The 23,607-nt window shown below is 73.3% G+C and carries 20 protein-coding genes; 11 read left to right on the top strand and 9 right to left on the bottom strand.

Features of this window, described 5'->3' with window-relative positions; all coding sequences use genetic code 11:
• Window positions 1–67: 67 nt before the first annotated feature.
• Window positions 68–673 carry an XRE family transcriptional regulator gene (locus AB0I88_RS01930; protein ID WP_361017270.1) on the bottom strand — a complete coding sequence of 202 codons (606 nt, stop codon included), beginning with the start codon at window positions 671–673 and terminating at the stop codon, window positions 68–70.
• Between the two features lie 73 nt (window positions 674–746).
• On the opposite strand from AB0I88_RS01930, the gene AB0I88_RS01925 reads away from it, so the two are divergent.
• Entirely contained in the window at window positions 747–2,321 is a 1,575-nt protein-coding gene (locus AB0I88_RS01925) for a bifunctional NAD(P)/FAD-dependent oxidoreductase/class I SAM-dependent methyltransferase (protein ID WP_361017269.1), read from the top strand.
• Window positions 2,322–2,435: 114 nt separating this feature from the next.
• Entirely contained in the window at window positions 2,436–7,733 is a 5,298-nt protein-coding gene (locus AB0I88_RS01920; protein ID WP_361017268.1) for a DUF3320 domain-containing protein, read from the top strand.
• Here the strand turns inward: AB0I88_RS01920 and AB0I88_RS01915 are convergent.
• The 4 genes from AB0I88_RS01915 to AB0I88_RS01900 form a co-directional block, all read right to left on the bottom strand.
• Complete coding sequence (locus AB0I88_RS01915) at window positions 7,723–8,241, bottom strand: DUF6879 family protein (protein WP_361017266.1); 519 nt, start codon at window positions 8,239–8,241, stop codon at window positions 7,723–7,725. The two genes, AB0I88_RS01920 and AB0I88_RS01915, sit on opposite strands and share 11 nt — an antisense overlap.
• A gap of 101 nt (window positions 8,242–8,342) precedes the next feature.
• Window positions 8,343–9,887, bottom strand: a complete 1,545-nt coding sequence (locus tag AB0I88_RS01910) for an AMP-binding protein (RefSeq protein ID WP_361017265.1) — start codon at window positions 9,885–9,887, stop codon at window positions 8,343–8,345.
• 6 nt (window positions 9,888–9,893) lie between these two features.
• Window positions 9,894–11,105, bottom strand: a complete 1,212-nt coding sequence (locus tag AB0I88_RS01905; protein WP_361017263.1) for an acyl-CoA dehydrogenase family protein — start codon at window positions 11,103–11,105, stop codon at window positions 9,894–9,896.
• 85 nt (window positions 11,106–11,190) lie between these two features.
• Window positions 11,191–12,468, bottom strand: a complete 1,278-nt coding sequence (locus AB0I88_RS01900; RefSeq protein WP_361017529.1) for an acetyl-CoA C-acetyltransferase — start codon at window positions 12,466–12,468, stop codon at window positions 11,191–11,193.
• Between the two features lie 50 nt (window positions 12,469–12,518).
• Between AB0I88_RS01900 and AB0I88_RS01895 the strand changes: the two genes are divergently transcribed.
• From AB0I88_RS01895 to AB0I88_RS01880, 4 genes are read left to right on the top strand one after another with little or no spacing between them, the layout of a single operon-like run.
• The gene (locus tag AB0I88_RS01895; RefSeq protein WP_361017261.1) at window positions 12,519–13,859 is read left to right on the top strand and encodes a 3-oxoacyl-ACP reductase; all 1,341 of its coding nucleotides are present in this window, start codon (window positions 12,519–12,521) and stop codon (window positions 13,857–13,859) included.
• A 1-nt stretch (window position 13,860) separates the two neighbouring features.
• A complete protein-coding gene (locus AB0I88_RS01890; protein WP_361017259.1) occupies window positions 13,861–14,700 on the top strand; it encodes a MaoC/PaaZ C-terminal domain-containing protein in 840 nt (279 codons plus the stop codon).
• 34 nt (window positions 14,701–14,734) lie between these two features.
• Window positions 14,735–14,947: a type II toxin-antitoxin system HicB family antitoxin gene (locus AB0I88_RS01885; protein ID WP_361017257.1), complete on the top strand. Its 213-nt coding sequence runs from the start codon at window positions 14,735–14,737 to the stop codon at window positions 14,945–14,947.
• Window positions 14,944–15,165: a type II toxin-antitoxin system HicA family toxin gene (locus tag AB0I88_RS01880; RefSeq protein WP_361017255.1), complete on the top strand. Its 222-nt coding sequence runs from the start codon at window positions 14,944–14,946 to the stop codon at window positions 15,163–15,165. Before AB0I88_RS01885 ends, AB0I88_RS01880 begins: the two co-directional genes overlap by 4 nt.
• Before the next feature lie 164 nt (window positions 15,166–15,329).
• Here AB0I88_RS01880 and AB0I88_RS01875 read toward each other — a convergent pair whose 3' ends face one another.
• From AB0I88_RS01875 to dhaM, 3 genes are all read right to left on the bottom strand, one after another.
• Window positions 15,330–16,700 carry an endo-1,4-beta-xylanase gene (locus AB0I88_RS01875; RefSeq protein WP_361017253.1) on the bottom strand — a complete coding sequence of 457 codons (1,371 nt, stop codon included), beginning with the start codon at window positions 16,698–16,700 and terminating at the stop codon, window positions 15,330–15,332.
• Between the two features lie 136 nt (window positions 16,701–16,836).
• Window positions 16,837–17,097 carry an HPr family phosphocarrier protein gene (locus AB0I88_RS01870; RefSeq protein WP_361017251.1) on the bottom strand — a complete coding sequence of 87 codons (261 nt, stop codon included), beginning with the start codon at window positions 17,095–17,097 and terminating at the stop codon, window positions 16,837–16,839.
• Entirely contained in the window at window positions 17,081–17,467 is a 387-nt protein-coding gene (gene dhaM / locus AB0I88_RS01865; RefSeq protein ID WP_361017249.1) for a dihydroxyacetone kinase phosphoryl donor subunit DhaM, read from the bottom strand. The genes AB0I88_RS01870 and dhaM overlap by 17 nt, the downstream gene beginning before the upstream one ends.
• An 81-nt stretch (window positions 17,468–17,548) precedes the next feature.
• Between dhaM and dhaK the strand changes: the two genes are divergently transcribed.
• The 5 genes from dhaK to AB0I88_RS01840 all read left to right on the top strand — a co-directional run bounded on the left by dhaK (window position 17,549) and on the right by AB0I88_RS01840 (window position 22,857).
• A complete protein-coding gene (dhaK, locus tag AB0I88_RS01860) occupies window positions 17,549–18,547 on the top strand; it encodes a dihydroxyacetone kinase subunit DhaK (RefSeq protein WP_361017247.1) in 999 nt (332 codons plus the stop codon).
• A 1-nt stretch (window position 18,548) separates the two neighbouring features.
• Entirely contained in the window at window positions 18,549–19,193 is a 645-nt protein-coding gene (gene dhaL / locus AB0I88_RS01855; protein WP_361017245.1) for a dihydroxyacetone kinase subunit DhaL, read from the top strand.
• Between the two features lie 72 nt (window positions 19,194–19,265).
• Complete coding sequence (locus tag AB0I88_RS01850; RefSeq protein ID WP_361017244.1) at window positions 19,266–20,837, top strand: methyl-accepting chemotaxis protein; 1,572 nt, start codon at window positions 19,266–19,268, stop codon at window positions 20,835–20,837.
• Between the two features lie 40 nt (window positions 20,838–20,877).
• Window positions 20,878–21,549: an acetoacetate decarboxylase family protein gene (locus AB0I88_RS01845; RefSeq protein WP_361017242.1), complete on the top strand. Its 672-nt coding sequence runs from the start codon at window positions 20,878–20,880 to the stop codon at window positions 21,547–21,549.
• Between the two features lie 54 nt (window positions 21,550–21,603).
• Window positions 21,604–22,857, top strand: a complete 1,254-nt coding sequence (locus tag AB0I88_RS01840) for a YibE/F family protein (protein ID WP_361017240.1) — start codon at window positions 21,604–21,606, stop codon at window positions 22,855–22,857.
• On the opposite strand, the gene AB0I88_RS01835 is transcribed toward AB0I88_RS01840, so the two are convergent.
• On the bottom strand, window positions 22,854–23,483 hold the full coding sequence (locus tag AB0I88_RS01835) for a DUF4360 domain-containing protein (RefSeq protein ID WP_361017239.1): 630 nt from the start codon (window positions 23,481–23,483) through the stop codon (window positions 22,854–22,856). The genes AB0I88_RS01840 and AB0I88_RS01835 overlap by 4 nt on opposite strands.
• Window positions 23,484–23,607: the final 124 nt, after the last annotated feature.

The following is a 23,607-nucleotide window of genomic DNA, read 5'->3' as shown; positions in this document are numbered from 1 at the left end:
CCCGTGCCCTCGCTCACCGCGCGGTGTCGTCTCCCGGGGTGCGGGCCGGGCGGGCCCGTGCCCTCGCTCACCGCGCGGTGTCGTCTCCCGGGGTGCGGGCCGGGCGGGCGCGCACGTGTACCCGCTCGCCCTGCGGGCCGAAGATGTGGAGCACCTCGGCCGGCTCCGGCCCCGGGTTGAGGACGGCGTGCGGCAGCCGGGTGTCGAATTCGGCGGCTTCGCCCGGGGTGAGCAGCAGATCGTGCTCGCCGAGCAGCAGCCGGACCCGGCCGGAGAGCACGTAGAGCCACTCGTAACCCTCGTGGGTCTGCTGTTCCACCCCGCACGCCCCCGCCTCGGGCGGCAGGATCTGCTTGAAGGCCTGCATCCCGCCCGGCCTGCGGCTGAGCGGGATGTACGTGCGCCCGCCCCGCTGGATCGGCCGGGCCCGGACCCGTGGGTCACCGGTCTCCGGCGCGTCCACCAGCTCGTCGAGGGACACCTGGTACGCCTCGGCGAGCGGCAGCAGCAGCTCCAGCGTGGGGCGGCGGCTGCCCGACTCGAGGCGGGACAGGGTGCTCACCGAGATGCCGGTGGTCTCGGCCAGCTGGGTGAGGGTGATCTCCCGCCGCTGGCGCAGCTCACGCAGCCGGGGCCCGACGGCGGCGAGCGCGGACTCCAGGTCTTTTGCCATAACAGCAACATTAGTTGCCGTCCTGCGGGAGCGTTGGGCACGGTGAGCGGGAGAGGCGAGAGAGGAGTACGCCGTGGAGGAGCAGACGTACGACGTCGTGGTGATCGGCGGCGGCGCGGCCGGACTGAGCGGGGCCCTGGCCCTGGCCCGGTCCCGGCGGTCCGTGCTGGTGATCGACAGCGGGGAGCCGCGGAACGCCCCGGCCGCGCACATGCACAACTACCTGGGCCGCGACGGGATGCCCCCGGCCGAGTTGCTGGCCGTGGGCCGGGCCGAGGTGGCCGGCTACGGCGCCGAGCTGCTGACCGGCCGCGCCGAGTCGGCGGTCCGCGACGGCGACGGGTTCCGGGTGGCGGTCGACGACGGCCGGGTGGTTCGCGGGCGGCGCCTGCTGGTCACCACGGGGCTGGTCGACGAGCTGCCGGAGATCGAGGGGCTGGCCGGGCGCTGGGGGCGGGACGTGGCGCACTGCCCGTACTGCCATGGCTGGGAGTTGCGCGACCACCGGATCGGTGTGCTGGCGAGCGGGCCGCTGAGTCTGTTGCAGGCGCAGATGTGGCGGCAGATCAGCCCGCACGTGCTGATCCTGCTCAACGGTCAGCCGGCGCCGGACGCCGGGCGGGCCGAGGAGCTGGCCGCCCGGGGCATCCCGGTGGTGGCCGGCGAGGTGGCGGGCGTGCAGGTGTCCGGGGACCGGCTGACCGGGGTGCGGCTGGCGTCCGGCGAGGTGGTCGCGGTGGACGCGGTGGTGGCCGGACCACGGTTCACCGCCCGGTCCGGGGTGCTGGAGTCGCTGGGTCTGGAAGCGGAGCCGTTCGAGATGCACGGGTTCGTGCTGGGCAGCCGGATCCCGGCGGACGAGACCGGGGCGACCCGGGAGCCCGGCGTGTGGGTGGCCGGCAACGTGACGAACCTGGGCGCGACCGTCGTGGTGGCAGCGGCGGCCGGGCAGACCGCCGCCGCGGCGATCAACATGGATCTGATCGCCGACGACACCCGGCGGGCGGTGGCCGCCTACCGGGACCGGGTCACCACGATGTTCACCGAGGAGGCCTGGGAGCAGCGGTACCGGGGCAGGGACGCGATCTGGAGCGGGCGGCCCAACCCGCAGCTGGTCGCCGAGGCGTCCGGGCTCACACCGGGCCGCGCCCTGGACGTCGGCTGCGGCGAAGGGGCGGACACGGTGTGGCTGGCCGAGCGGGGCTGGCAGGTGACCGCCGTGGACATCTCGACGGTGGCGCTGGAGCGGGCGGCCGGGCACGCGGCCGGCGCCGGGGTGGCCGAGCGGGTCACGTTCCGGCACGCCGATCTGCGCTCGGACGAGCCCGGCGAGGCGTACGACCTGGTGTCCGCGCAGTTCATGCATCTGCCGCCGGAGGAGCGCCGGGAGCTGTACGCCCGGCTGGCCGCGTCGGTGGCGCCGGGCGGCACCCTTCTGGTGGTCGGCCACCACCCGTCCGACCTGGCGACCTTCATCCGGCATCACTTCCCGGACATGCTGTTCACCGCCGAGGAGATCGCCGCCGGGCTCGATCCGCAGGAGTGGAAGGTGCTCACCGCCGAGGCCCGGCCCCGGACGGCGACGGACCCGGAGGGTCGCGTGGTCACCGTCCGGGACGCGGTCCTGGTGGCTCAGCGCAGGCTTTGAGATTCCGTCGGCGGCCGCGGTCGGCGGGGGATTTGTCCGAGTATTCCGGGTCGAGTTTCCGGCTAACCGGGCGAATCGCCAGCATGGCCGCGGCCGCCTTGCTGCAATGGGCACATGCGTCCGGATGATGATGAAGCACTCCCCGCCCCGGGCGAGGACGCCCGGGCGGCGCTCGCGGCCTGGCGGGACGGGCTCGTCGAACCGGGCGGCACGAACCGGCTCCTCAACCTGCCCCGTGGCGGCGCCGACCTGGTGGAGATCATCTCCCCGAACCCGGCGGGTGTCGTCGAGGCGCTGCGCCGCGGCCGGGACTGCGCGCTGTCCGGCGCCGGGGCGAAGAAGGGCGGCGGACTGCGTACCGACCTGCCGGACGGGGTGCTGCGGCCGCTGCTGCGCAGGCTGCGCCGGCACACCCAGATCGAGCGGGCCGACCGGGGCGTGGACGTGCTCTACCTGGCCGCCGGGCTGCTGCACTGGCAGGACGACGACGGCGCTGGGTACGCTAGCCCGCTGCTGCTGATCCCGGCCGACCTCGTCGCCCTCGGCCCCGGCGAGGTGCCCCGGCTGCGCGCCGGCAGCGGCGACCCGCTCGTCAACCCGGCCCTCGCGGCCCGGCTCGCCCGCCTCGGCGTCACCCTGCCCGACATCGGCGACCTGGCCGGCGTGGACGTGGCGGCGTTCGTCACCGGGGTCGCCGCCGCCGGCGCCGGGCGACCCGGCTGGCGAACCGCCGACCTGGCCGTGCTGGCCCGCTTCGACCCGGCCGCCGAGGCCATCCGCCGCGACCTGCTGGAGAACGAGGACCGCGTCCTCACCCACCCGGTGGTCCGGGCGCTGGCCGCCGCCGACGGCACCGAGGGCGCCTTCACCTTCGACCCGATCACCCCGGACGAGGTCGACGTGCTCGCCCCGCCCGACGACGTGCCGCTCGTGCTGGACGCCGACGCCGCCCAGCGCGCCTGCGTGGCCGCCGCCTGCGAGGGCCACAGCTTCGTGATCGACGGCCCGCCCGGCACCGGCAAGTCGCAGACCATCGCCAACATGGTCGGCGCCCTCGCCCACGCCGGGAAGCGGGTGCTGGTCGTCTCCGAGAAGGCGTCCGCCCTCGACACCGTCCAGCGCCGGCTGGCCGCCGCCGGACTCGGCAACTACCTGCTCGACCTGCACGGCGACCGCGCCTCCCGCCGGCAGGTCGCGGCCGCCCTGGCCGCCGCCCTCGAGGCGGTGCCGCTGCCCGGGACCCGGATGGACGACGAGGCCCGCCAGGAGCTGCGGGAACGGCGGGAGCGGCTCAACGCGTACGCCGAAGCGGTCAACGAGATCCGCCACCCGCTCGGCCGCAGCCTGCACGACGTGGCCGGCCGATTCGCCCGGCTGGCCGGTGTGCCGGAGGCGCCGGCCCCGGCGCTGCAGGCCGCCGCCCTGACCGACGGCGCCCTGGACCGGGTCCGTGCGGCCGCGGCCCGCCTCACCCGCGCCTGGCGGCCGGCCACCGAGCGCAGCGGCTTCCGCTGGCGTGAGGTCGCCGAACGCGAACCGCTCGGCCCGGTCCTGCTGGAGGCCCACCTCGCGCTGGAGAACCTGGCCGCCACCGCCGCTGTGAACGCGCCCATCGCCGCCGCCTTCCATCTGCGGCTGCCGACCGACGCGGCCACCCTCGGGGAGATCGCCGAGCACGCCGCGCAGCGCCCGCCCGGCGTCGCCGACCAGTGGCTCACGGCGACCAGCCTGCGCCCGGTCCGGCTGGCGGCCGAGGAACTCGTCCAGCGGCTGGAGGTGTCGCGCCGGGCCGCCGAGGCGGTCCGGCACCGGGCCGGCGTCGGCTGGGAGACCCTGGCCGCCCCGATGGACCTGGACACGCTGCCCGAGCCGCCCCGCCTCGACCCGCCCGCGGTACGCCTGGAGCCGCTCACCGCCGCCGAGGCGAAAGCCCTGGCCGGCCGGTTCGCCGCCGACGCCGACGAGCTGGAGCACCAGCAGCGCAACCTGGACCGGGCCACCACCCGGCTCGGCCTGCCGGACGTGGTCACCTTCTCCGACGTCGAGCTGGTGCACCTGATCGCCGAACTGGGCGGCCGCCCGGACAAGCCGGAGAAGGCGTGGTTCGCCCCGGGCGCCCAGTCCGCCGTGCACAACGCCGCCGGCACGCTGCGGCTGCACGTGGACGCGGTGGCCGCGGCCCGCGCCGCCGCCCACGAGATCTTCACCGACGCGGTCCTCACCGAACCGGTCGAGGAACTCGCCGAACGGTTCGCCACCGTGCACCGCGGCGCCCGCAAACTGCTCGCCCCGCACCGCCGCGACAAGGAGACGGTGGCCGGGTTCACGCGGCCGGACGTCCCCGTCGACGAGGCGGTCGCCGAACTCGGCCTGGCCGTCGCCTGGCAGCGCGCCTACCAGGGCCTGGTCGCCGCCGAGAAGCAGAACGCCGGCCTGCTCGGACGGTTCTGGCGGCGCCTGGACACCGACTTCCGGGCGATCGGCCGGGCCCTGCAGACCGCTGGCGAGGTGCTGCGGGTCACCCCGCCGGAGGCGCTGCCCGCGGTCGTCGACTACGTCTGCGCCAACCACCCGGAGGAGGAGCTGGTCCGGGCCGTCACCGAGGCCCGCGACGTGTTCCGGCACTGGCGGGCCACGCTGCGGCCGGAACCCGACCCGGCCGGGCGGCCCGAACTCGGCCACGGCCCGGTGCACGAGGCGGTCGCCTGGCTGCGCGCCCAGGTCGGGCCGCTGCGCGACACCGCCGCCGTCCTGCGGCAGCTCGGCGACACCGTCGGCCGGGACCTCAACGTCGCCGAGGCGGCCGGGGTCATCGAGGTACGGCAGGGCGTGATCGACGCCGAGAACGCGTTCGCCGCCGCCGCCCGGTCGTACGAGACCACACTCGGGCCGGTCTACCGGGGACGGCAGACCGACCCGCGGGCCCTGGAGGACGCCATCGAGTGGACGGCCCACGCGCGTACGCTGCGCACCGGCGCCGACGCCGCGCTCACCGGCGAGCAGGCCCAGGCGCTGAGCGCGGGCCGCCCGGCCCCCGACCTGACCCCGGCCATCGAGGCGTGGCAGGCCGCCCGGCAGCGCATCCTGGACGCCTTCGGCCCCGCCCGCCAGGTGCGCCTCGGCACCGCCCTGGACCGCTACGAGACCGCCCGTGACCTGCTGCGCGACCTGATCGACGACGACACCGGGCAGCAGGAGTGGTTCGAGTACCTGGCGGCCCGGGCGGTCCTCGCCGAGCACGGCCTGGACACGGCCGCCGACTACTGCGCCGACCACGCGGTGGACGTCCGGCTGCTCGGCGACGTGCTGGAACGCAGCGCGTACCGGGCGTGGACCGATCACGTCCTGGCCGCCGACGAGCGCCTCCAGCCGCTCGGGTCCGTCGAGCGCGACGAACTGGCGGCCGCGTTCCGCCGCCTCGACGCCGAGCTGCTCACCGACGCGGCCAGCGCCGTCATCGAGGCGCTCAACGAACGCCGCCCGGCCGTCACCGGCGGCGACGGCGCCGCCCTGATCCGGGCCGAGGGCCTCAAGAACGACGGCCACCTCCCGGTACGCGAGCTGCTCGCCGGCGCCTGGGACACGGTCGCCGCCCTCAAACCGTGCCTGGTCATGCCGCCCGCCGAGGTGAGCCGGCTGCTGCCGGCGGAGGCGTCCTTCGACGTCGTGGTGATCGACGAGGCGTCCCGGATGACCCCGGCTGCGGCGGTCGCCTGCGCGTACCGGGGCGCCTCGCTGGTGATCGTCGGCGACGACGCCCAGCTGCCACCGGCCGGCGACCAGCCGTCGGTGCTGGTGGTGGCGAACGACTGCGGCGCGTTCACCCGGCTCGGCCTCACCTGGCACTACCGCAGCCGGCACGAGAGCCTCATCGCCTTCGCCAACCAGGCCTTCTACCAGGACCGGTTGCACACCTTCCCGGGCGCGCACCCGCCCGGCGAGGATCTCGGTGTCCGGCTCTACCCGGCCGCCGGCACGACCGAGGCCCGCGTGGTCGCCGAACGGGTCCTGCACCACCTCACCACCCGGCCGTCGCTGTCACTGGGCGTCGTCACGCTCACCGCCACGCACGCCGACGAGATCGCCGACGCCGTCGAGGCCGAACTGGCCGGCCGCCCCGATCTGGAGGGCTTCCTCGGCGACTTCGTGGTCGAGGGCGCCGACGCGGCACAGGGCGACGAACGCGACGTGATCATCCTGTCCACCGGCGCCGGGCTGGAGGCGGCCGGCGGCCCCACCGGCGCGCGCCGCCTCGCCGTCGCCGTCACCCGGGCCCGGCAGCGGGTGGAGGTGGTGTCGGCGATCGGGGTGGTGGACCGCGAGGAACCCGCCGCCGAGGGGGAACGGCAGCTGGCCGCCTACCTCGACTACGCCGAGCGCGGCGGGCCGGCGGCCACCGGGCAGGACACGGCCCCGATCGAGGACTCGATCCGGGAGACCCTGGAGAACTGGGGCTACCCGGTGCACGTACGGGTCGGCGCGGGCCGCTGCCGGATCGAGCTCGGCGTGCGCCACCCCGACGACGACCGCGAGTCGTACGCCCTCGGAGTCCGCTGCGACGGCCCCGCCTACCAGTCGTCCCCGGCCGCCCGGGACCGCGACCGCCTGCACGACCAGGTGCTGCACGGCCTCGGCTGGCATCTGCACCGGATCTGGTCGGTCGCCTGGTACCACGACCGGGAGACCGAGCAGGCCCGCCTCCGGACAGCCGTCGAGAACGCCCTGGCCACCCCGGACGTCTTCGCCGAACCACTGGACGAGACGCTGACCTCCCGCCCGGCGCAGCGGCCCGAGTGGGCGCTGCCCTACGAGCGGGCCGGGGTCGAGCCGCTGCCGGCCACCGCCCGGGTCGACGACGCCGTCGCCCGGCGGCTGCTGATCGCCACCGTCGAGCGGATCGCCGACGTGGAAGGGCCCGTGCACCTGACCACCCTGACCCGGCGGATCCGCGAGGGCTGGGGCATCACCCGACTCACCCAGCAGGTAAAGGCGGCCATCGAAACCGCCGTACGCGACTCCCGCGCCGGATTCGACGGCGTCTTCGTGACCGCCCCGGACGCGCCGATCCCGACCGTGCGGGTCCCCGCCGACGGGGTCAACCGCAAACCCGACCAGGTCGCCGACGCCGAGATCCAGCTCGCCCTGGAGTACCTGGTCCTCGACGCGGGCCTGGTCGAGGGGGAGGACCTGCTGGCCGCGGCCGGGAGGTTGTTCGGCTGGAACGGCAACCGGGCGGGCGCGGCCCGGCTCGCCGCGATGCTCGACGACCTGGTCGAGGCGGGCCGGCTGATCGCGCACCGCAACGGCCTGATCGCCGCCCCGGAGAACGACCTGCTCGACCTGCCCGACCCGGCCAGCCTGCCGCGCCGCGACGAGGCCGGCCGGCCGATACGGGTCGAGGTCAACCTTTGACGTAGTCCTCGTGCGGGATTCCGGCGGCCCACAGGGCCGCCCGGGTCCGCGTGCACTGCCGGACGATCGCCGGATCCTCGGTGAGCGCGCCGCCGGCGAACCCGCCGTCCGGCCCGAACAGGGTGAACACCACCCGGCGGTCGTCGAACAGCCAGAAGTCGTCGTCGGTGACCGCCAGCCCGGCCGCGTCGGGACGGGGAAGCCAGCGGATGTCCTCGCCCGCCTCGACGTTGAAGCCGGAGATGCTCAGCAGCCACCGCGTGTAGTCCAGGTGCGGCACCGGGATCACCCGCAGCCGGCGGACGCTGCGGCCCCCGTCGGTGACCTCGCGGACCAGTTCCAGCCACGGCCGCTGCCAGACCAGGTCGTCCGGCTCGCCGTCGAGGAACCGCTGGAACGGCGCCGCCTCCTCCCGGGTGTGGTAGACGTCCCGCACCTCCAGGTGGAACGCCGTCCGTTCGAAGGACCGGAACAGCCCGTCGAACGCGTTACCCAGAAGTAGCCGCATGCGTCCCACCTTGACCACAGTGGACGGGACCGGTCCAGCCCGCCGGCGGCGTTGGTGCGGCTGGAGGAAAACGTCCGGTCAGCCGTTGCGCCGGCCGCCGGTCACCCCGGCGCGGACCGGGGCAACTCCCGGGTCAGCACCTTGCCGGTGGCGTTGCGCGGCAACTCGCCCAGGAAGACCACGTCCCGGGGCACGCAGAACCGGGCCCGGTGCCGCCGCACGTGCTCGCGGACCGCCTCGGCGTCCAGCTGCCCGCCCGGGCTCACCACCAGGTAGGCGGCCAGCCGCTGACCCCACTCCGGGTCCGGCACACCGATCACCGCCACCTCGCGGACCTGCGGCAACGCGGCAAGCAGATCCTCCACCTCGGCCGGGAAGACGTTCTCCCCACCGGAGACGATCATGTCGTCGGCGCGGCCGTCCACGAACAGCCGGCCGTCGGCGTCGAAGTGGCCCACGTCGCCGATGCCGAGCAGCCCCTCCACCATCTCGCTCGCCGGCCGGTCGCCGGTGTAACCCTCGAACAGCATCTCGTTGCCGACGAAGATCCGGCCGGTGACGCCGGGCGGCGCCGGGCGGTCGTCGTCGCCGAGGACCACGACCCGCGTCCCGTACGGCGGGCGGCCCGCGGTGGCCGGGTCGGCGCGCAGGTCGGCCGGGGTGGCGATGGAGACCCAGGAGGCCTCGGTCGAGCCGTACAGGTTGTAGAGGACGTCGCCGTACCGGTCCATGAAGCGGGTGGCCAGGCCGCCCGGCAGGGCCGAACCGCTCACCGCGGCCACCCGCAAGGTCCGCGGCTCGCCGCCGGGTTCCAGATCCATCAGCTGCCGCACCATCACCGGTACGGCGACGAGGCCGTCCACCCGGTGTTCCGCCAGAGCGGTGCGGGTGTCCGCCGGGTCGAAGCGGCGGCGCAGCACGATGGTGGCCCGCAGCGCCAGCGCGATCTGCATCCCGGCGAAGCCCCAGGTGTGGAAGAGCGGCGCCGCGATCATGATGCGGTCGCCGGCCCGCAACGGGATCCGGTCGATCACCGAGCAGAGCGGCCGGAAACCGCCCGGGGTGGGCCGCCGGGCACCCTTCGGCACACCGGTGGTACCGGAGGTGAGCACGATGGTCCGGCCGGGCCGCCCCGGCGGGGCCGGCGGGCCGTCCGGCGCCGCCGCGATCAGCTGCTCCACACGCCGCTCGTCCAGCGTGCAGTCGAGCATCCCCACCCGGTCGGTGAACTCGTCGTCGTGGATCAGCGCGGACAGCTCCTGCTCCCGGCCGACCGCGTCCAGCTGGTGCGCCGACAGGCCGGTGTTGACCAGCACCGGATCGGCGCCCAGGATGGTCACCCCGATCAGCGCCTCGATCATCCGGGCCGAGTTGCGGCAGAGCAGGCCGACCCGTTCGCCCGGCTTCACCGGCAGGGCGCGGGCCAGGCGCCCGGCGCGGTCCAGCAGCTCGGTGTAGGTCACCGTGCGCTCGTCGTCGATCACCGCCACCCGGTCCGGGCTGCGTGACGCGGCCTGCCGCAGCTCACCGGCGAGACCGAACCCCCACCGGCCGAGGGACGCGAACTGCCGGACGATCCGGTCCGGGCGGCCCGGCGTCAGCAGGCCGCGTCTCGCCATGGTCGCCGCGATGAACGCCCAGTCCACGGCCGGTCACCTGATCTGTACGCCGGAGACGGCCCGGGCGATCACCAGACGCTGGATCTCCGACGTGCCCTCGAAGATCGTGTAGATCTTGGCGTCCCGGAACATCCGCTCCACCGGATGCTCCCGCAGATAGCCGGCCCCGCCGAGGATCTGGATCGCCTTCTCGGTGACCGCGACCGCCACCTCACCGGCCTTCAGCTTCGACATCGAACCCTCGCCCGCGGTGAACGGCTTCTCGTTGCGGCCCATCCACGCGGCCCGCCACACCAGCAGCCGCGCCGCGTCGATCTCCATCCGCATGTCGGCCAGCGCGAACGCGATCGCCTGGTTCTCGATGATCGGGCGGCCGAACTGGACCCGGGTCTTCGCGTACTCCAGCGCGTACTCGTAGGCGGCCCGGGCGATGCCGATCGCCTGCGCGCCCACCGCCGGCCGGGACAGCTCGAAGGTCCGCATCGCCGCCTGGCCGGACCGCTTGTGCCCGTCCCGGGCCCGGGCGAGCCGCTTGTCCAGGGCCTCCTTGCCGCCCAGCAGGCAGCTTCCGGGCACCCGGACGTCGTCGAGGAACACGTCGGCGGTGTGCGAGGCCCGCAGCCCCAGCTTCTTCAGCTTCCTCGTGCCCACCAGGCCCCTCGTGCCCGGCGGGACGATGAACGCGGCCTGCCCGCGGGAGCCCAGCGACGGGTCCACACTGGCCGTCACCACGTGCACGTCGGCGATCCCACCGTTCGTGGCGTACGCCTTCTGCCCGCTGATCACCCACTCGTCGGACGCCTCGTGGTAGACCGCCCGGGTGCGCATCGCCGCCACGTCCGACCCGGCCTCCGGCTCGGTGCTGCAGAACGCGCCCACCTTCGGGTCGTCGGCGTCGCCGAAACACTGCGGCACCCACTCGACCAGCTGATCCGGGGTGCCCGACCCGAAGATGGCGGCCACCGCGAGCGACGTCCCGGAGATCGCCATGCCGATGCCGCCGTCGCCCCAGAACAGTTCCTCGTTGGCGATCGGCAGGCTCAGCCCGGACGTGTCCGACCAGGTGTTGGCGAGGAACTCGAACCCGTACAGGCCGATCTTCGCGGCCTCCTGCAGGACCGGCCAGGGAGTCTCCTCCCGCTCGTCCCACTCGGCGGCCGCGGGCCGGATCACCGACTCGGCGAAGCCGTGCACCCAGTCACGCAGCTCGCGCTGTTCGTCGTTCAGATCGAGCCAGAACTCCACGGCGGATCAGCCTTTCAGCCAGCGGACGAACTCGCCGGTAACCTTACGAGCGCGTAACTTCCGGGACAACCCCCGTCGATGCGTCTCAGCGCTCCAGGATGGCGACCACGCCCTGGCCGCCGGCCGCGCAGATGGAGATCAGGCCGCGGCCGGAGCCCTTCTGTGCGAGCTGCTTGGCCAGTGACGCGACGATGCGGCCGCCGGTCGCCGCGAACGGGTGCCCGGCCGCCAGCGAGGAACCGTTGACGTTGAGTCTCGCCCGGTCGATCGGGCCGAGCGGGGCGTCCAGGCCCAGCTTCTCCTTGCAGAACTCCGGCGACTCCCACGCGGCCAGCGTCGCCAGCACCTGCGACGCGAACGCCTCGTGGATCTCGTAGTAGTCGAAGTCCTGGAGGGTGAGGCCGTTGCGGGCCAGCATCCGGGGGACCGCGTAGGCGGGCGCCATCAGCAGGCCCTCGTCGCCGTGCACGTAGTCCACGGCGGCGGTCTCCGAATCGGTGAACCACGCCAGCACCGGCAGCGAGCGCGCGGCCGCCCACTCCTCGGAGGCGAGCAGCACGGCCGAGGCGCCGTCGGTGAGCGGCGTCGAGTTGCCCGCCGTCATCGTCGCGTTCTCCTTGCCGTACACCGGCTTCAGCTTCGAAAGCTTCTCCAGACTGCTGTCGGGCCGCAGGTTCTGATCCCGGGTCAGCCCCAGATAGGGCGTCAGAAGATCATCGAAGAAGCCGCGATCGTACGCCTCCGCGAGCCGCTGATGCGAAGTCAGAGCCAGCTCGTCCTGAGCCTCGCGCCCGATGTTCCACCGCAGGGCCGTGACCGCCGCGTGCTCGCCCATCGACAGCCCGGTCCGCGGCTCGGCGTTGCGCGGCAACTCCGGCCGGACCGCGTGCTGCGGGCGCAGCTTGGCCACCGCCCTGAGCCGGTCGCCGAGGCCCCGTGCCCGGTTCAGCTCCAGCAGGGCACGCCGCATGTCCTCGTTGACCTGCAACGGAGCGTCCGAGGTGGTGTCCACACCGCCGGCCACTCCGGCGTCGATCTGCCCGAGCGCGATCTTGTTGGCGACCAGGACGGCCGCCTCCAGGCCGGTCCCGCACGCCTGCTGGATGTCGTAGGCGGGAGTGCGCGGGTCGAGCCGCGAGCCGAGCACGGTCTCCCGGGTGAGGTTGAAGTCGCGGGAGTGCTTGAGCACGGCGCCCGCGACGACCTCGCCCAGCCGCTCACCGGCCAGCCCGAACCGGGCGATCAGCCCGTCCAGCGCGGCGGTCAGCATGTCCTGGTTCGAGGCCTCGGCGTAGCGGCTGTTGGACCGGGCGAACGGAATCCGGTTCCCGCCCAGCACGGCCACACGGCGCACGTCCACCACGACTTCCTCCACATCGAAGAATCTCGGTTACTCACCGGTACGCTACCCGCATGGCTGACAGGTACGCGAACTTCGCCAACTCCGGTCTCGGCCGGACCGTGGTCAAGCGACTCGGGCTGCCTGATCCGCCCCGGCTGCGGCGTCACCAGCCCGGCGATCCGCCCATCACCGGGCCGGTCCTGCTCGGTGCGGCGCCCGGCGGCCGCCTCTCCGAGCCGGTCCGCAAGATGATCGAGGCGGCGGGCGCGGAGGTTGTCGAGCAGACCCCCGAGGGTGTACGGGTGGGCGCGCTCGTCTTCGACGCCACCGGGATCACCGACAGCACCGGGCTGCGGGCGCTCTACGACTTCTTCCACCCGTACGCCCGCTCGGTGCAGGTCTCCGGCCGCGTGCTGGTGCTGGGCACCCCACCGGAAGCCACCGCCTCGCCGGCCGAGGCGACCGCGCAGCGGAGCCTGGAAGGCCTGACCCGCAGCATCGGCAAGGAGTTCGGGCGCGGGGTGACCGCCCAGCTCGTCCACGTGGCGCCCGGCGGTGAGCAGGCGATCGAGTCGACGCTGCGGTTCCTGCTGAGCGGCCGGTCGGCCTACGTCTCCGGGCAGGTCATCCGGGCCGGCGCCGGCGACGTGCCCGCCACGGCCGACTGGGAACGGCCCCTCGACGGCAAACTCGCCCTGGTCACCGGCGCCGCGCGGGGGATCGGCGCGGCCATCGCCCGGGTGCTGGCCCGCGACGGCGCCGACGTCATCGCGCTGGACGTGCCGGCCGCCGGCGACGCGCTCGCCGACGTCGCCAACGAGACCCGCGGCCGGGCGCTGCAACTCGACCTCACCGCCGCCGGCGCGCCCGCCCGGCTCGCCGGATACCTGGCCGCCGGACCGCACGCCGGCGTCGACATCGTCGTCCACAACGCCGGCATCACCCGGGACAAGACGATCGCCCGGATGTCCGCGGACCGGTGGGACGCGGTGATCGGCGTCAACCTGACCGCACCCGAACGGGTCGACGAAGTGCTGCTGGAACGCGGGCTCATCCCGTCCGGCGGGCGGATCGTCGGCGTCGCCTCGATCGCGGGCATCGCCGGCAACCGGGGGCAGACCAACTACGCCACCAGCAAGGCCGGTGTGATCGGGATGGTCCAGGCCTACGCCCCGGTGCTGCTCCCGCAAGGCATCACCATCAACGCGGTGGCGCCCGGCTTCATCGAGACGGCGATGACCGCGAAGATGCCGGCCGGACTGCGCGAGGCCGGGCGGCGGCTCAACAGCCTGTCCCAGGGCGGCCTGCCGGCCGACGTGGCCGAGACGATCGCGTGGCTCGCCGCACCCGGGTCGGCGACGATCACCGGCAACGTCGTCCGGGTCTGCGGTCAGAGCCTGCTGGGAGCCTGACATGGTGGTGGTCGTGGAGATCGGCGACGGGCCGGGCACCACGGCGGCGTACGCCCGCGCCGCCCTCGGGCTGCTCCCCGGCGCCCGGTGCGGCGACACCCTGCCGGACGTGGAGGTGCTGCGCCGCGGGGTGACGGTCGACCGGGGGCATCTGGCCGCGTACGACCGGGTGTGCGGATTCCGGCTCACCGACACGCTGCCCGCGACCTATCCGCACGTGCTGGCGTTTCCGCTGGCCATGCGCCTGATGACGATGCCCGGCTTCCCGTTCCCGCTGATCGGACTGGTGCACCTCGCCAACCGGATCACGGTGCGCCGGCCGCTGTCCGCCGGCGCGACCTTCGACCTGTCGGTGCACGCCACCGAGCTGCGCGACCATCCGCGCGGCCGCCGGTTCGACGTCGTCGCCACGGCCACGGCCGGCGGCGCGGAGGTGTGGCGGGGCGTCTCCACATATCTCCGCCTGGGTGGTGACCGCCCCGGCCCGCGCCCGGTCGACAACGATCCGCCGCCGTCCGGTGGCGCCGTCTGGCGGGTGCCGTCCCGTGCCGGTGGCGACTACGCGGCCGTCTCCGGCGACCGTAACCCCATCCACACGTCCCGGCTGGGGGCCCGCCTCTTCGGCTTTCCGCGCCCGATCGCCCACGGGATGTGGACCAAGGCCCGCTGCCTGGCGGCGCTGGAGGGTCGCCTGCCGGACGCGTACACGGTCGACGTCTCCTTCAAGAAGCCCCTGCTCCTGCCGGGGTCCGCCCGTTTCGCCGCCACCCCGGCCCCGGACGGCTGGACCTTCACGGTCACCTCCCGCCATCCCCACCTGACCGGTTTCGTCACCCACTAGCATGGGACGACGGCACGACGGTGGGAGGATATCGATGGTCCGGACGCTGACAGCCGCTGTTCACCAAGAGGACGACTGGTACGTCGCCCGCTGTCTGGAACTCGATGTGGCGAGCCAGGGCACGTCCCTGGAAGAGGCGCTGGTGAATCTCCAGGAGGCCGTCGAGCTCTACCTCGATCAGGTGTCGCAACCCCAGATCGAGGCGACACCGTTCGTCACCTCGTTCCAGGTCGCCTCGGCCGCATGAGTCCCGCACTGGCGGATCTCCCGCTTCGGAAGGTGCTGCAAGCGCTTACGAAGGCGGGCTTTGTTCACATGCGGACGAAGGGCAGCCACGCCGTCTATCAGCATCCCAACGGGCGGGTGGTGGTCGTGCCCCAGCATTCCACCGTCAAACGGGGCACGCTGGCCTCCATACTGCGTCAGGCGGGCCTGACGACCGCGGAGTTCCAGAGTCTGCTCTGACGGATCGCGGTGGACGGACGGGACGGTCCGAACGAGGTGGGGGCGCGGTCACGCGTACCGGCGAAGGTGTGGAGCGGGACTCGCCTGCGGTGACCACCGGTGGGGTCGAGGAACCGCCGCGCGGCCCGGGAAGGGCAGGCCGCGCGGCGGTGGGTGGTCGGGAGTCAGCGGGCGGTGCAGGTGGCCGTCGTGGACGGGGCGCTGCCGGTGCCCTGGAAGCCGAACTCGGTGGTGCCGCCGGCGGGGACCGTGCCGTTGTAGCCGACGTTCGTGAAGGAGACGGCGCCGCTCGTGCCGGCCGCGGTGGCGCTCCACGTGTTGGTGACGGCGCTGCCGGCGGGCAGGGTCAGGCCGGCTGTCCAGCCGGTCAGGGGCGCGGAGCCGGCGGTGACCTTGACGCTGGTCACGAAGCCGCCGGTCCAGGCGTTGACCGTGACGGTCGCGGTGCACGCGCGGGTGCCGGTGGACTGGCTGACCGACGGAGACGGGGACACCGAAGCCGACGACGATGTGGACGGCGACGGTGACGACGTGGAGCCGCCGAACGCCGCCAGGGTCGCGGTGTAGGCCTGCTTGGGGTTGCCGTTCGCGTCGAACAGCAGCGGGGTCCCACTGGCCCGCCACGAGTCGCTGTCGCGGATGCCCCACACGGTGATGCCGTTGCACCGGGTGACGGCCAGGCAGTCGCGGACCACATTGGCGTACGTGTTCGCCTGTGTGGTGCCGGAGCCCTCGATGTCGAGCTCGGTGATCTGCACGTCGACGCCGAGATCGGCGAAGTTCTGCAGGGTGGTGCGGTAGTTGCCCGGGTACGGCGAGCCGCTGTTGAAGTGCGATTGGAAGCCGACGCAGTCGATCGGCACACCGCGCGCCTTGAAGTCCTTGACCATGTTGTAGACGCCCTGCGTCTTGGCCCAGGTCCAGTTGTCGGTGTTGTAGTCGTTGTAGCAGAGTTTGGCGGCCGGGTCGGCGGCGCGCGCGGTCTTGAACGCGTCCTCGATCCAGTCGTTGCCGGTGCGCTGCAGGTTGGAGTCGCGGCGGCCGCCGTTGCCGTCGTCGAACGCCTCGTTCACCACGTCCCAGGAGTCGATCTTGCCCTTGTAGTGGGTCATGACCTGGGTGATGTGGTTCTTCATGGCGTTGCGCAGGGCGGTGCCGCTCATGCTCTGCATCCAGCCGGGCTGCTGTGAGTGCCAGGCCAGCGTGTGACCGCGGACCTTGGCGCCTATCTCGTTGGCGCGGGTGATCAGCCGGTCGGCGGTGGTGTAGTTGAACTGGTTCTGTTGCGGTTCGAGAGCGTCGATTTTCATCTCGTTCTCGGCCGTGACCGAGTTGAACTCGCGGTTGAGGATGCTCGAGTAGGTCGCGTCGCTCAGCCTGTTGATCGAGACCGCGGTGCCGAAGTAGCGGCCCTTCTCGGCGGCGGCCGCGCCGAGGGTGGTGGCCGCGTCGGCCGCGGGGGACAGGACGGTGAGCGCGCCGGCGGTCAGGGCGCCGCTGGCCAGTACGGTGAGGATCGCGCGGGATCGTCTCATGGGGAACTCCAGTCGGGGATCTGGAAGGCATCGACGGGGATCGACTCCACCCCGGAACGCTACCGACAAGTTCCGAAAACCTCAACCGGTTCAGTCCATGAACCACCAGGCAGCACAGCCCGAAACTTTCGGGCGATCACTCCGAGAGGAGGAGCGTTTCGGCGACCGCCCGCGCCGCCGCCACCGCGTCGTCGCCGGAGGCGCGCACGACCACCGTGGCGCCCGCCTCCGCGCCCAGCGACATGAGCCGCAGCGCGCTCCGGGCGCTCGCGGACCGCTCACCCAGCCACACCTCGACCGGCGATCGAAAACTCGCCGCGACCCGGACCACCGCACCCGCCGGACGGGCGTGCAACGCGGCCGGCAGAACCACCGGAACCTCAGAACTTCTCGACATCGCGGGCCTCCCGGGCGGCGCCGGCGACCGTCGCGAGATCGGCGCCGGTCGAGGCGAGGACCGCGGCGGCCACCGCGCCCTCGACGAACGGTGCGTCCACCAGCAGTGGACCGTCCGGCAGCTCAGCCAGCACCGCCCGGGTGGTGAGGACGGCGCTGCCCAGATCGGCGAGGATCAGCACCCCGGCCCCGGCCTCGGCGCGGGCGATCGCCGCCTCGATCAGCCCGGCGCTGGTGCCCAGCCCGCCGTCGTCGGTGCCGCCGGCCGGCTCCACCCGGACGTCCGGCCCGGCCACCTGGGCGAGCAGGTCGCGGACGCCGGACGCCAGCGCCGGACTGTGTGAGACGAGCACGATCCCGACGTACGCCATGGATCCCGATGGTAGTCACGGAAAGCCTTGGCCGGATCGCTCACCGCGACCATGCTGAGGGGACGAAGGAAGGAGCCGGCCGTGAAGAAGTTCATCAACGATCCCGCCGACGTGGTGGCCGAGGCGCTCGCCGGTCTCGCCGCCGCCCACCCCGAGCTGCGGGTGGACGCGGCGGAACGGTATGTGGCACGCGGCGACGCGCCCCGCCCCGGCAAGGTGGCGCTGGTCTCCGGCGGCGGGTCCGGGCACGAGCCGCTGCACGGCGGGTTCGTCGGCCCCGGCATGCTCGACGCCGCCTGCCCGGGCGAGGTCTTCACCTCCCCGGTCCCCGACCAGATCCTGGCCGCCACCAAGGCCGTCGACGGCGGCGCCGGGGTCGTCCACATCGTCAAGAACTACACCGGTGACGTGATGAACTTCCGGATGGCCGCGGAACTCGCCGCCGACGAGGGGATCACCGTCGAGACGGTGCTGGTCGACGACGACGTGGCGGTGGAGAACTCGACGTGGACGGCAGGCCGCCGCGGCACCGGCGCCACCCTGCTGGTCGAGAAGATCGCCGGGGCGCTCGCCGAGAAGGGCGCCGGGCTGGGCGAGGTGGCGGCCGCCGGCCGCGAGGTCAACGCCGCTTCGGCCTCGTTCGCGTACGCCCTGACGGCCTGCACCACGCCCGCCTCCGGGCGGCCCGGATTCGACCTGCCGGACGACGAGATCGAGGCCGGCGTCGGCATCCACGGCGAGCCCGGCCGGCGGCGCGAGAAACTGCGCCCGGCCCGCGAGCTGGTCCGCTCGGCCGTCGACGCGATCCTCGATGCCAAACCCCTCAACCCCGGCGACCGTACGATCGTGCTGGTCAACGGCCTGGGCGCGACCCCGCTGATCGAGCTGTACCTGGTCTTCGGCGAGGTCGCCACGGTGCTCGCCGAGCGCGGGGTCGAGATCGGCCGCCGCCTGGTCGGCAACTACGTCACCAGCCTCGACATGGCCGGCTGCTCGATCACCGTGGCGAAGGCGACCGGCGAGATGATCCGCCTGTGGGACGCCCCGGTCCGTACGCCCGGGCTGCGCTGGGGGGTCTGACGTGGAGGGCACGTACCTCGATGTCGCCCTGGCCGTGGCCTGGCTGCGCGCGGCCGCCGCGTCGGTGACCGCCGAGACCGATCAGCTGACCCGCCTGGACGCCGCGATCGGCGACGGCGACCACGGGGTCAACCTGTCCCGTGGCTTCACCGCGGTGTCCACCGCTCTGGAGGGCGCCGAGTTCACCGCGGTCGGTGACGTCTTCGTCCGGGCCGGCGCGACCCTGATCTCCAAGGTCGGCGGGGCGTCCGGCCCGCTGTACGGCAGTGCCTTGCGTGCCGTCGGCAAGGCGCTGCCGCCCGGCGCCCCGTCGGCGGACCTCGCCGACCTGGCCTCCGCCCTGCACGCCGGACTGGACGCGGTCCGCAAGCTGGGCGGGGCCGAACCGGGGGACAAGACGATCGTGGACGCCTTCCGCCCGGCGGTGGACGCCTTCGACGAGGCGGTGGCCGGTGGCGCCGCGCTGCCGGAGGTGGCGGCGTCGGCGGCACGGGCGGCCGGGGAGGGCGCACGGGCCACGACGCCGTTGACCGCGCGTAAGGGCCGGGCGTCCTACCTGGGCGAGCGCAGCGCCGGCCACCAGGACCCGGGAGCGACCTCGACCTGGCTCATCTTCCAGGCGCTGGCGGACGTCACGGCACCCTGAGTCCCACCAGCCCCATCCGTCAATCGGGTCGAGTCGGCACGTTACGGCCGTTCCCGGCCGCAGACTACGGGGGTGGGGCTGAGTGGGATCTACGAGGACAGGTCACTGCGAGCCAAGATCGGCCTGGCGGTGCTGATCGCGACGCTGAGCGGACTGCTGGTCGGCGTGCTGGCGGTGTCGACCATCCGGGATCTGAACCGGGACAGCGCCGCGGCGCAACAGCGGTCCGTGGGCGTCGCGGCAGCGATCGGGGCGTTCCGGACCAATGTCGAGGCGTTCGGCGGAAACGTCTCGGCGCTGCAGCTCTACCCCACCCTGGCCGACCGGATCCAGAAGGGGATGGCGGCGAACCGGCAGGCGGTCACCGACGCCTTCGGCGTTCTGGACACCCACCTGCCGGGGGACGAGACCGTCGCCAAGGCGAAGAGCGACTGGGAGGCCTACCTCTCCTTCATTAGCCAGATCCGCGCCGCCGACTCCACGCCCGCCGAACTCGCCGAAGGGCTCAAACGGTACGACGCGTTGCGCGCCGCGCTCGCCGCCGATCAGGACGCCCTGGTGCAGCGCGGAATGGATCTGGCGGCGCGGAGCATCGACGACGCGGAGGCCGCCGGTGATCGTGCCGTCTGGATGGTCGGTGTCCTGCTGGCGGTCGGCGTCCTGCTCAGCGTCGTCATCGGCTTCCAGGTCGCGGCCCGGGTGAGCAGGAACGTGCAGGCCGTCTCCCAGCTGGCGGACCGGCTCGCCGAGGGCGATCTCACCAGCACCTCCGGGGTGCGCAGCCGGGACGAGATCGGCCGGATGGCGGCCTCGCTGGACGAGGCGGTGGGCCGGCTCCGCGCGGACGTGGTGCAACTCGCCGACAGCGCGGGCACCCTGCAGAGCGCCGCCGGGAGGCTGAGCTCGGTCTCCGGCGCGGTCGACGCGGCCGCCAACGAGGCGTCCAGCCAGGCCGGCACGGTCGCCGCGGCGGCCGACGCGGTGTCGCACAACCTTCAGGTGGTGTCGTCCGGCTCCCACGAGATGGGCTCGGCGATCCGCGACATCAGCGTCTCCACGTCGGAGGCGACCGAGGTGGCCGCGCAGGCGGTGCGGGTCGCCTCGGAGACCAACGCGATCGTGGCCCGGCTCGGGGCGTCGTCGGAGGAGATCGCCACCGTGGTCAAGGTGATCACCAGCATCGCCGAGCAGACGAACCTGCTGGCCCTGAACGCGACCATCGAGGCGGCCCGGGCCGGCGAGGTGGGCAAAGGCTTCGCGGTGGTCGCCGGCGAGGTGAAGGACCTGGCCCAGGAGACGGCCAAGGCGACCGAGGACATCTCCCAGCGGGTGCAGGCGATCCAGGCCGACACCAGCGGAGCGGTCACCGCGATCGGCGAGATCTCCGAGATCATCGAGCGGATCAACGGCATCCAGCTGGCCATCGCCTCGGCGGTCGAGCAGCAGACCGCCACCACCCAGGAGATGAACCGGACGCTCACCGAGGCGGCCCACGGCGCCGGCGACATCGCCAGGACGATCGGTACGGTCTCCGACGCGACCCGGCGGACCACCGCCACCGTGGGGGAGACCCGGACCGCGGCCGACGACCTGGCCACCACGGCCGACCAGTTGCAGGCGGTGGTCTCCCGATTCCGGTACTGACCTCTGGTGCGCGGCCGTCCCGGCTGACACTGTGGAGGGCATGTACCCGCCCGAGCCCTGGCATCTACGCGGTCAGATGTATCTGTCGGTCTTCCTGCTGCCCAAGTCGCAGGCGCCGGCGCTGCCCCCGGTCCTGGGCGCCGCGGTGCGCCCGCTCACCGTCGGCGGCCGGGTCGCGGTCGGCGCCGCCTGGGTGTCGTACGAGCCGGGCGGCGTCCTGCACTACAAGGAGCTGCTCAGCGCCGTCCTGGTGCACGAGCGCGGCCGTCCCCGGGTGAGCATCACCGACATCTGGGTGGACAGCGTCGCCTCCCGGGAGGGCGGCCGCCGGCTCTGGGGCATCCCCAAGGAACTGGCCGGCTTCACCGTCGACGCGGAGACCGAGCCGCTGGTCGACGCCACCGTCACCGCCCCGGAGGCGGACGCCCCGTTCTGTTCGGCGCTGGTCCGGCTGAAACGGCGGGTGCCCGGCCGGTTCCCGGTCGGGTTCACGGTGGCGCAGGCGCTCGGCGGGCAGGTCCGCCGGACCCCGGTGCGCGGCCGGGCCGGTCTGCGTGCCGCGGCGGCGGCCTGGCGTCCCGAGCCGGACGGCCCGCTCGGCTATCTGGCCGGCCGGCGTCCGGCGCTCACTCTCGCGATCACCGACTTCTGGCTGGTTTTCGGGCGATCCGCTGAGGACCGGGCGAAACGGCGGGAGCGTTCGGCCTCCTGACCGGCGCCGGGTACGGTTCGGCAGGACGTCCCGCCGACCGCGACGAGGAGCACGATGAGCCCGGCCGACCACCATCACCACGCGCACGGCGACCTCCCGGCGTTCCCCGGCGCCCGGCGGCTCACCCTGCTCCTGCTGATCCCGGCCGTGCTGGTGACCCTGGCCGGCATGTTCCTGCTGTGGCCGCGGGACGCTCCCGCCACGGCCGGGGGCGGAGACGGTCCGGTGCAGGTGACCGGCGAGGTGGTGGCGGTCCAGCCGGCCCCGTGCCCGGAGGTGCCCGAGGGCGACCCGCCGCTGGAGGACTGCGGCACCGTGACGGTCCGGCTCACCAGCGGTTCGGCGTCCGGCACCCAGATCACCACCGACGTCCCGAACGGGCCGGGTGCGCCCGAGGTGGCGGCCGGCGACGACGTGATCCTGCTGGAGCTCAATGCCGAGGGCGAGACCACCTACGCGATCTCCGACCACCAGCGGGGCACCGAGCTGTGGCTGCTCGGCGCGGCGTTCGCCCTGGCGGTGATCGCGTTCGGCCGGTGGCGGGGCGTGACGGCGCTGGCCGGGCTGGCGGTCACCTTCGGCATCCTGGTGTGGTTCATCGTGCCGGCCATCCTGGACGGCCGGCCCCCGGTGCTGGTGGCGGTGGTCGGAGCCGCCGCGATCATGCTGATCGTGCTCTATCTGACGCACGGGTTGTCGATCACCACGACCATCGCGGTGGCCGGCACCCTGGCCAGCCTGGCGATCACCGCGATCCTGGCCGCGCTCGCCACCGGGTCGGTGCACCTGACCGGCGTCGCCGACGAGACGTCCAACTTCCTGACCATCACCCAGGGCGACGTGAACATGCGCGGCCTGCTGCTGGCCGGCATCGTGATCGGGTCGCTCGGCGTGCTGGACGACGTGACGGTCACCCAGTCGGCCACGGTCACCGAGCTGGCGGCGGCCAATCCGGCGTACGGGTTCCGCCGCCTCTACGGCGCGGCGACCCGGATCGGGCGGGCGCACATCGCCTCGGTGATCAACACGATCGTGCTGGCGTACGCGGGCGCCTCACTGCCGTTGATGTTGCTGTTCGCGGCCGGCGACACCCCGGTCGGCGAGGTGCTCACCTCCCAGCTCATCGCGCAGGAGCTGGTCCGCAGCGCGGTCGGCACGATCGGCCTGGTCGCCGCGGTGCCGATCACCACGGCCCTGGCCGCCCTGCTGGCCGCCCGGCGGGCCCGGCCGGTCGCCCCGCGGCCGTCGCAGCGGGTGGAGCGGCCGGTCGACGACCCGTGGGCGGCCTTCGTCGAGCGCGCTGATTAGCATTTCTTCCAGGCCACCCGGTAGAGCGTGTTGATGGCGGCGTCGGTGGAGTCCATGGAGAGGAAGTTGGTGTGCTTCCTGGTGTCCGACGTCCCGCGATTCACCCGCAATTCCGTGTTGATGTTGAGGAACTTCCGTTCACCGCACGGCAGGTAGTTCAGCGACGCGATCGCGACCTTGTCGGTGCGCTGCCACGAGTCCTCCATCGGGCCTTTGAAGTCGTGCCGGCTGCGCGTCGTGCGGGAATGCCCCTGGAAGTAGTAGCTGGCCGCCTGCTGGCCGTACGACCCGGGCCGCAGGCTGGCGTATCCGCGGTAGTCGGCGCTGGCGATCGCGAAGGTGAATCCGCCCGGCACCTTGATGTCGAGCGCGAGCTGACAGTTCTTGCGGAAGTCCAGCGGCGTGGCGGTCGGCCCGACCAGCGCCGTGTAGTTCGCGTAGGTCACCGTGAACGCGGTGAAGTCCGGCGACACCTGGATCTCCGCGGTCCCGGCCGGGCAGCCCGAGCCGTTCGCGGAGACCACGTCGATCACCATCATCTTGTCCGGTTTCGGCACGTACTCCGGGTGCGCCTGGGCCGGCGCGGACACCGCGAGAGCGCCGAGAAGCGCTGTTCCGGCAGTCATCGAACGCAGCATGACAATTCCCCCGTCTGTCTTTTCGCGGAATCGGAGAATGACTCGTGAATAGGCTCGAAGAATCATTTCCGATTTCCAACCGTAGCGATTCCGGGAACTGCCGGTGGCTAGG

It is taken from the genome of Actinoplanes sp. NPDC049802, assembly GCF_040656595.1.
Lineage (GTDB): Bacteria > Actinomycetota > Actinomycetes > Mycobacteriales > Micromonosporaceae > Actinoplanes.
Note: the sequence above shows the minus strand (reverse complement) of the source record. Positions and strands in the feature narration are given on the sequence as shown.

Coding starts and splice junctions, on each gene's coding strand:
- AB0I88_RS01845 (WP_361017242.1), top strand. CDS start 20,878: ATGTACCCGCCCGAGCCCTGGCATCTACGCGGTCAGATGTATCTGTCG.
- AB0I88_RS01895 (WP_361017261.1), top strand. CDS start 12,519: ATGGCTGACAGGTACGCGAACTTCGCCAACTCCGGTCTCGGCCGGACC.
- AB0I88_RS01885 (WP_361017257.1), top strand. CDS start 14,735: ATGGTCCGGACGCTGACAGCCGCTGTTCACCAAGAGGACGACTGGTAC.
- AB0I88_RS01875 (WP_361017253.1), bottom strand. CDS start 16,700: ATGAGACGATCCCGCGCGATCCTCACCGTACTGGCCAGCGGCGCCCTG.
- AB0I88_RS01930 (WP_361017270.1), bottom strand. CDS start 673: ATGGCAAAAGACCTGGAGTCCGCGCTCGCCGCCGTCGGGCCCCGGCTG.
- AB0I88_RS01915 (WP_361017266.1), bottom strand. CDS start 8,241: ATGCGGCTACTTCTGGGTAACGCGTTCGACGGGCTGTTCCGGTCCTTC.
- AB0I88_RS01870 (WP_361017251.1), bottom strand. CDS start 17,097: ATGTCGAGAAGTTCTGAGGTTCCGGTGGTTCTGCCGGCCGCGTTGCAC.
- AB0I88_RS01890 (WP_361017259.1), top strand. CDS start 13,861: ATGGTGGTGGTCGTGGAGATCGGCGACGGGCCGGGCACCACGGCGGCG.
- dhaM (WP_361017249.1), bottom strand. CDS start 17,467: ATGGCGTACGTCGGGATCGTGCTCGTCTCACACAGTCCGGCGCTGGCG.
- AB0I88_RS01835 (WP_361017239.1), bottom strand. CDS start 23,483: ATGACTGCCGGAACAGCGCTTCTCGGCGCTCTCGCGGTGTCCGCGCCG.
- AB0I88_RS01880 (WP_361017255.1), top strand. CDS start 14,944: ATGAGTCCCGCACTGGCGGATCTCCCGCTTCGGAAGGTGCTGCAAGCG.
- AB0I88_RS01920 (WP_361017268.1), top strand. CDS start 2,436: ATGCGTCCGGATGATGATGAAGCACTCCCCGCCCCGGGCGAGGACGCC.
- AB0I88_RS01840 (WP_361017240.1), top strand. CDS start 21,604: ATGAGCCCGGCCGACCACCATCACCACGCGCACGGCGACCTCCCGGCG.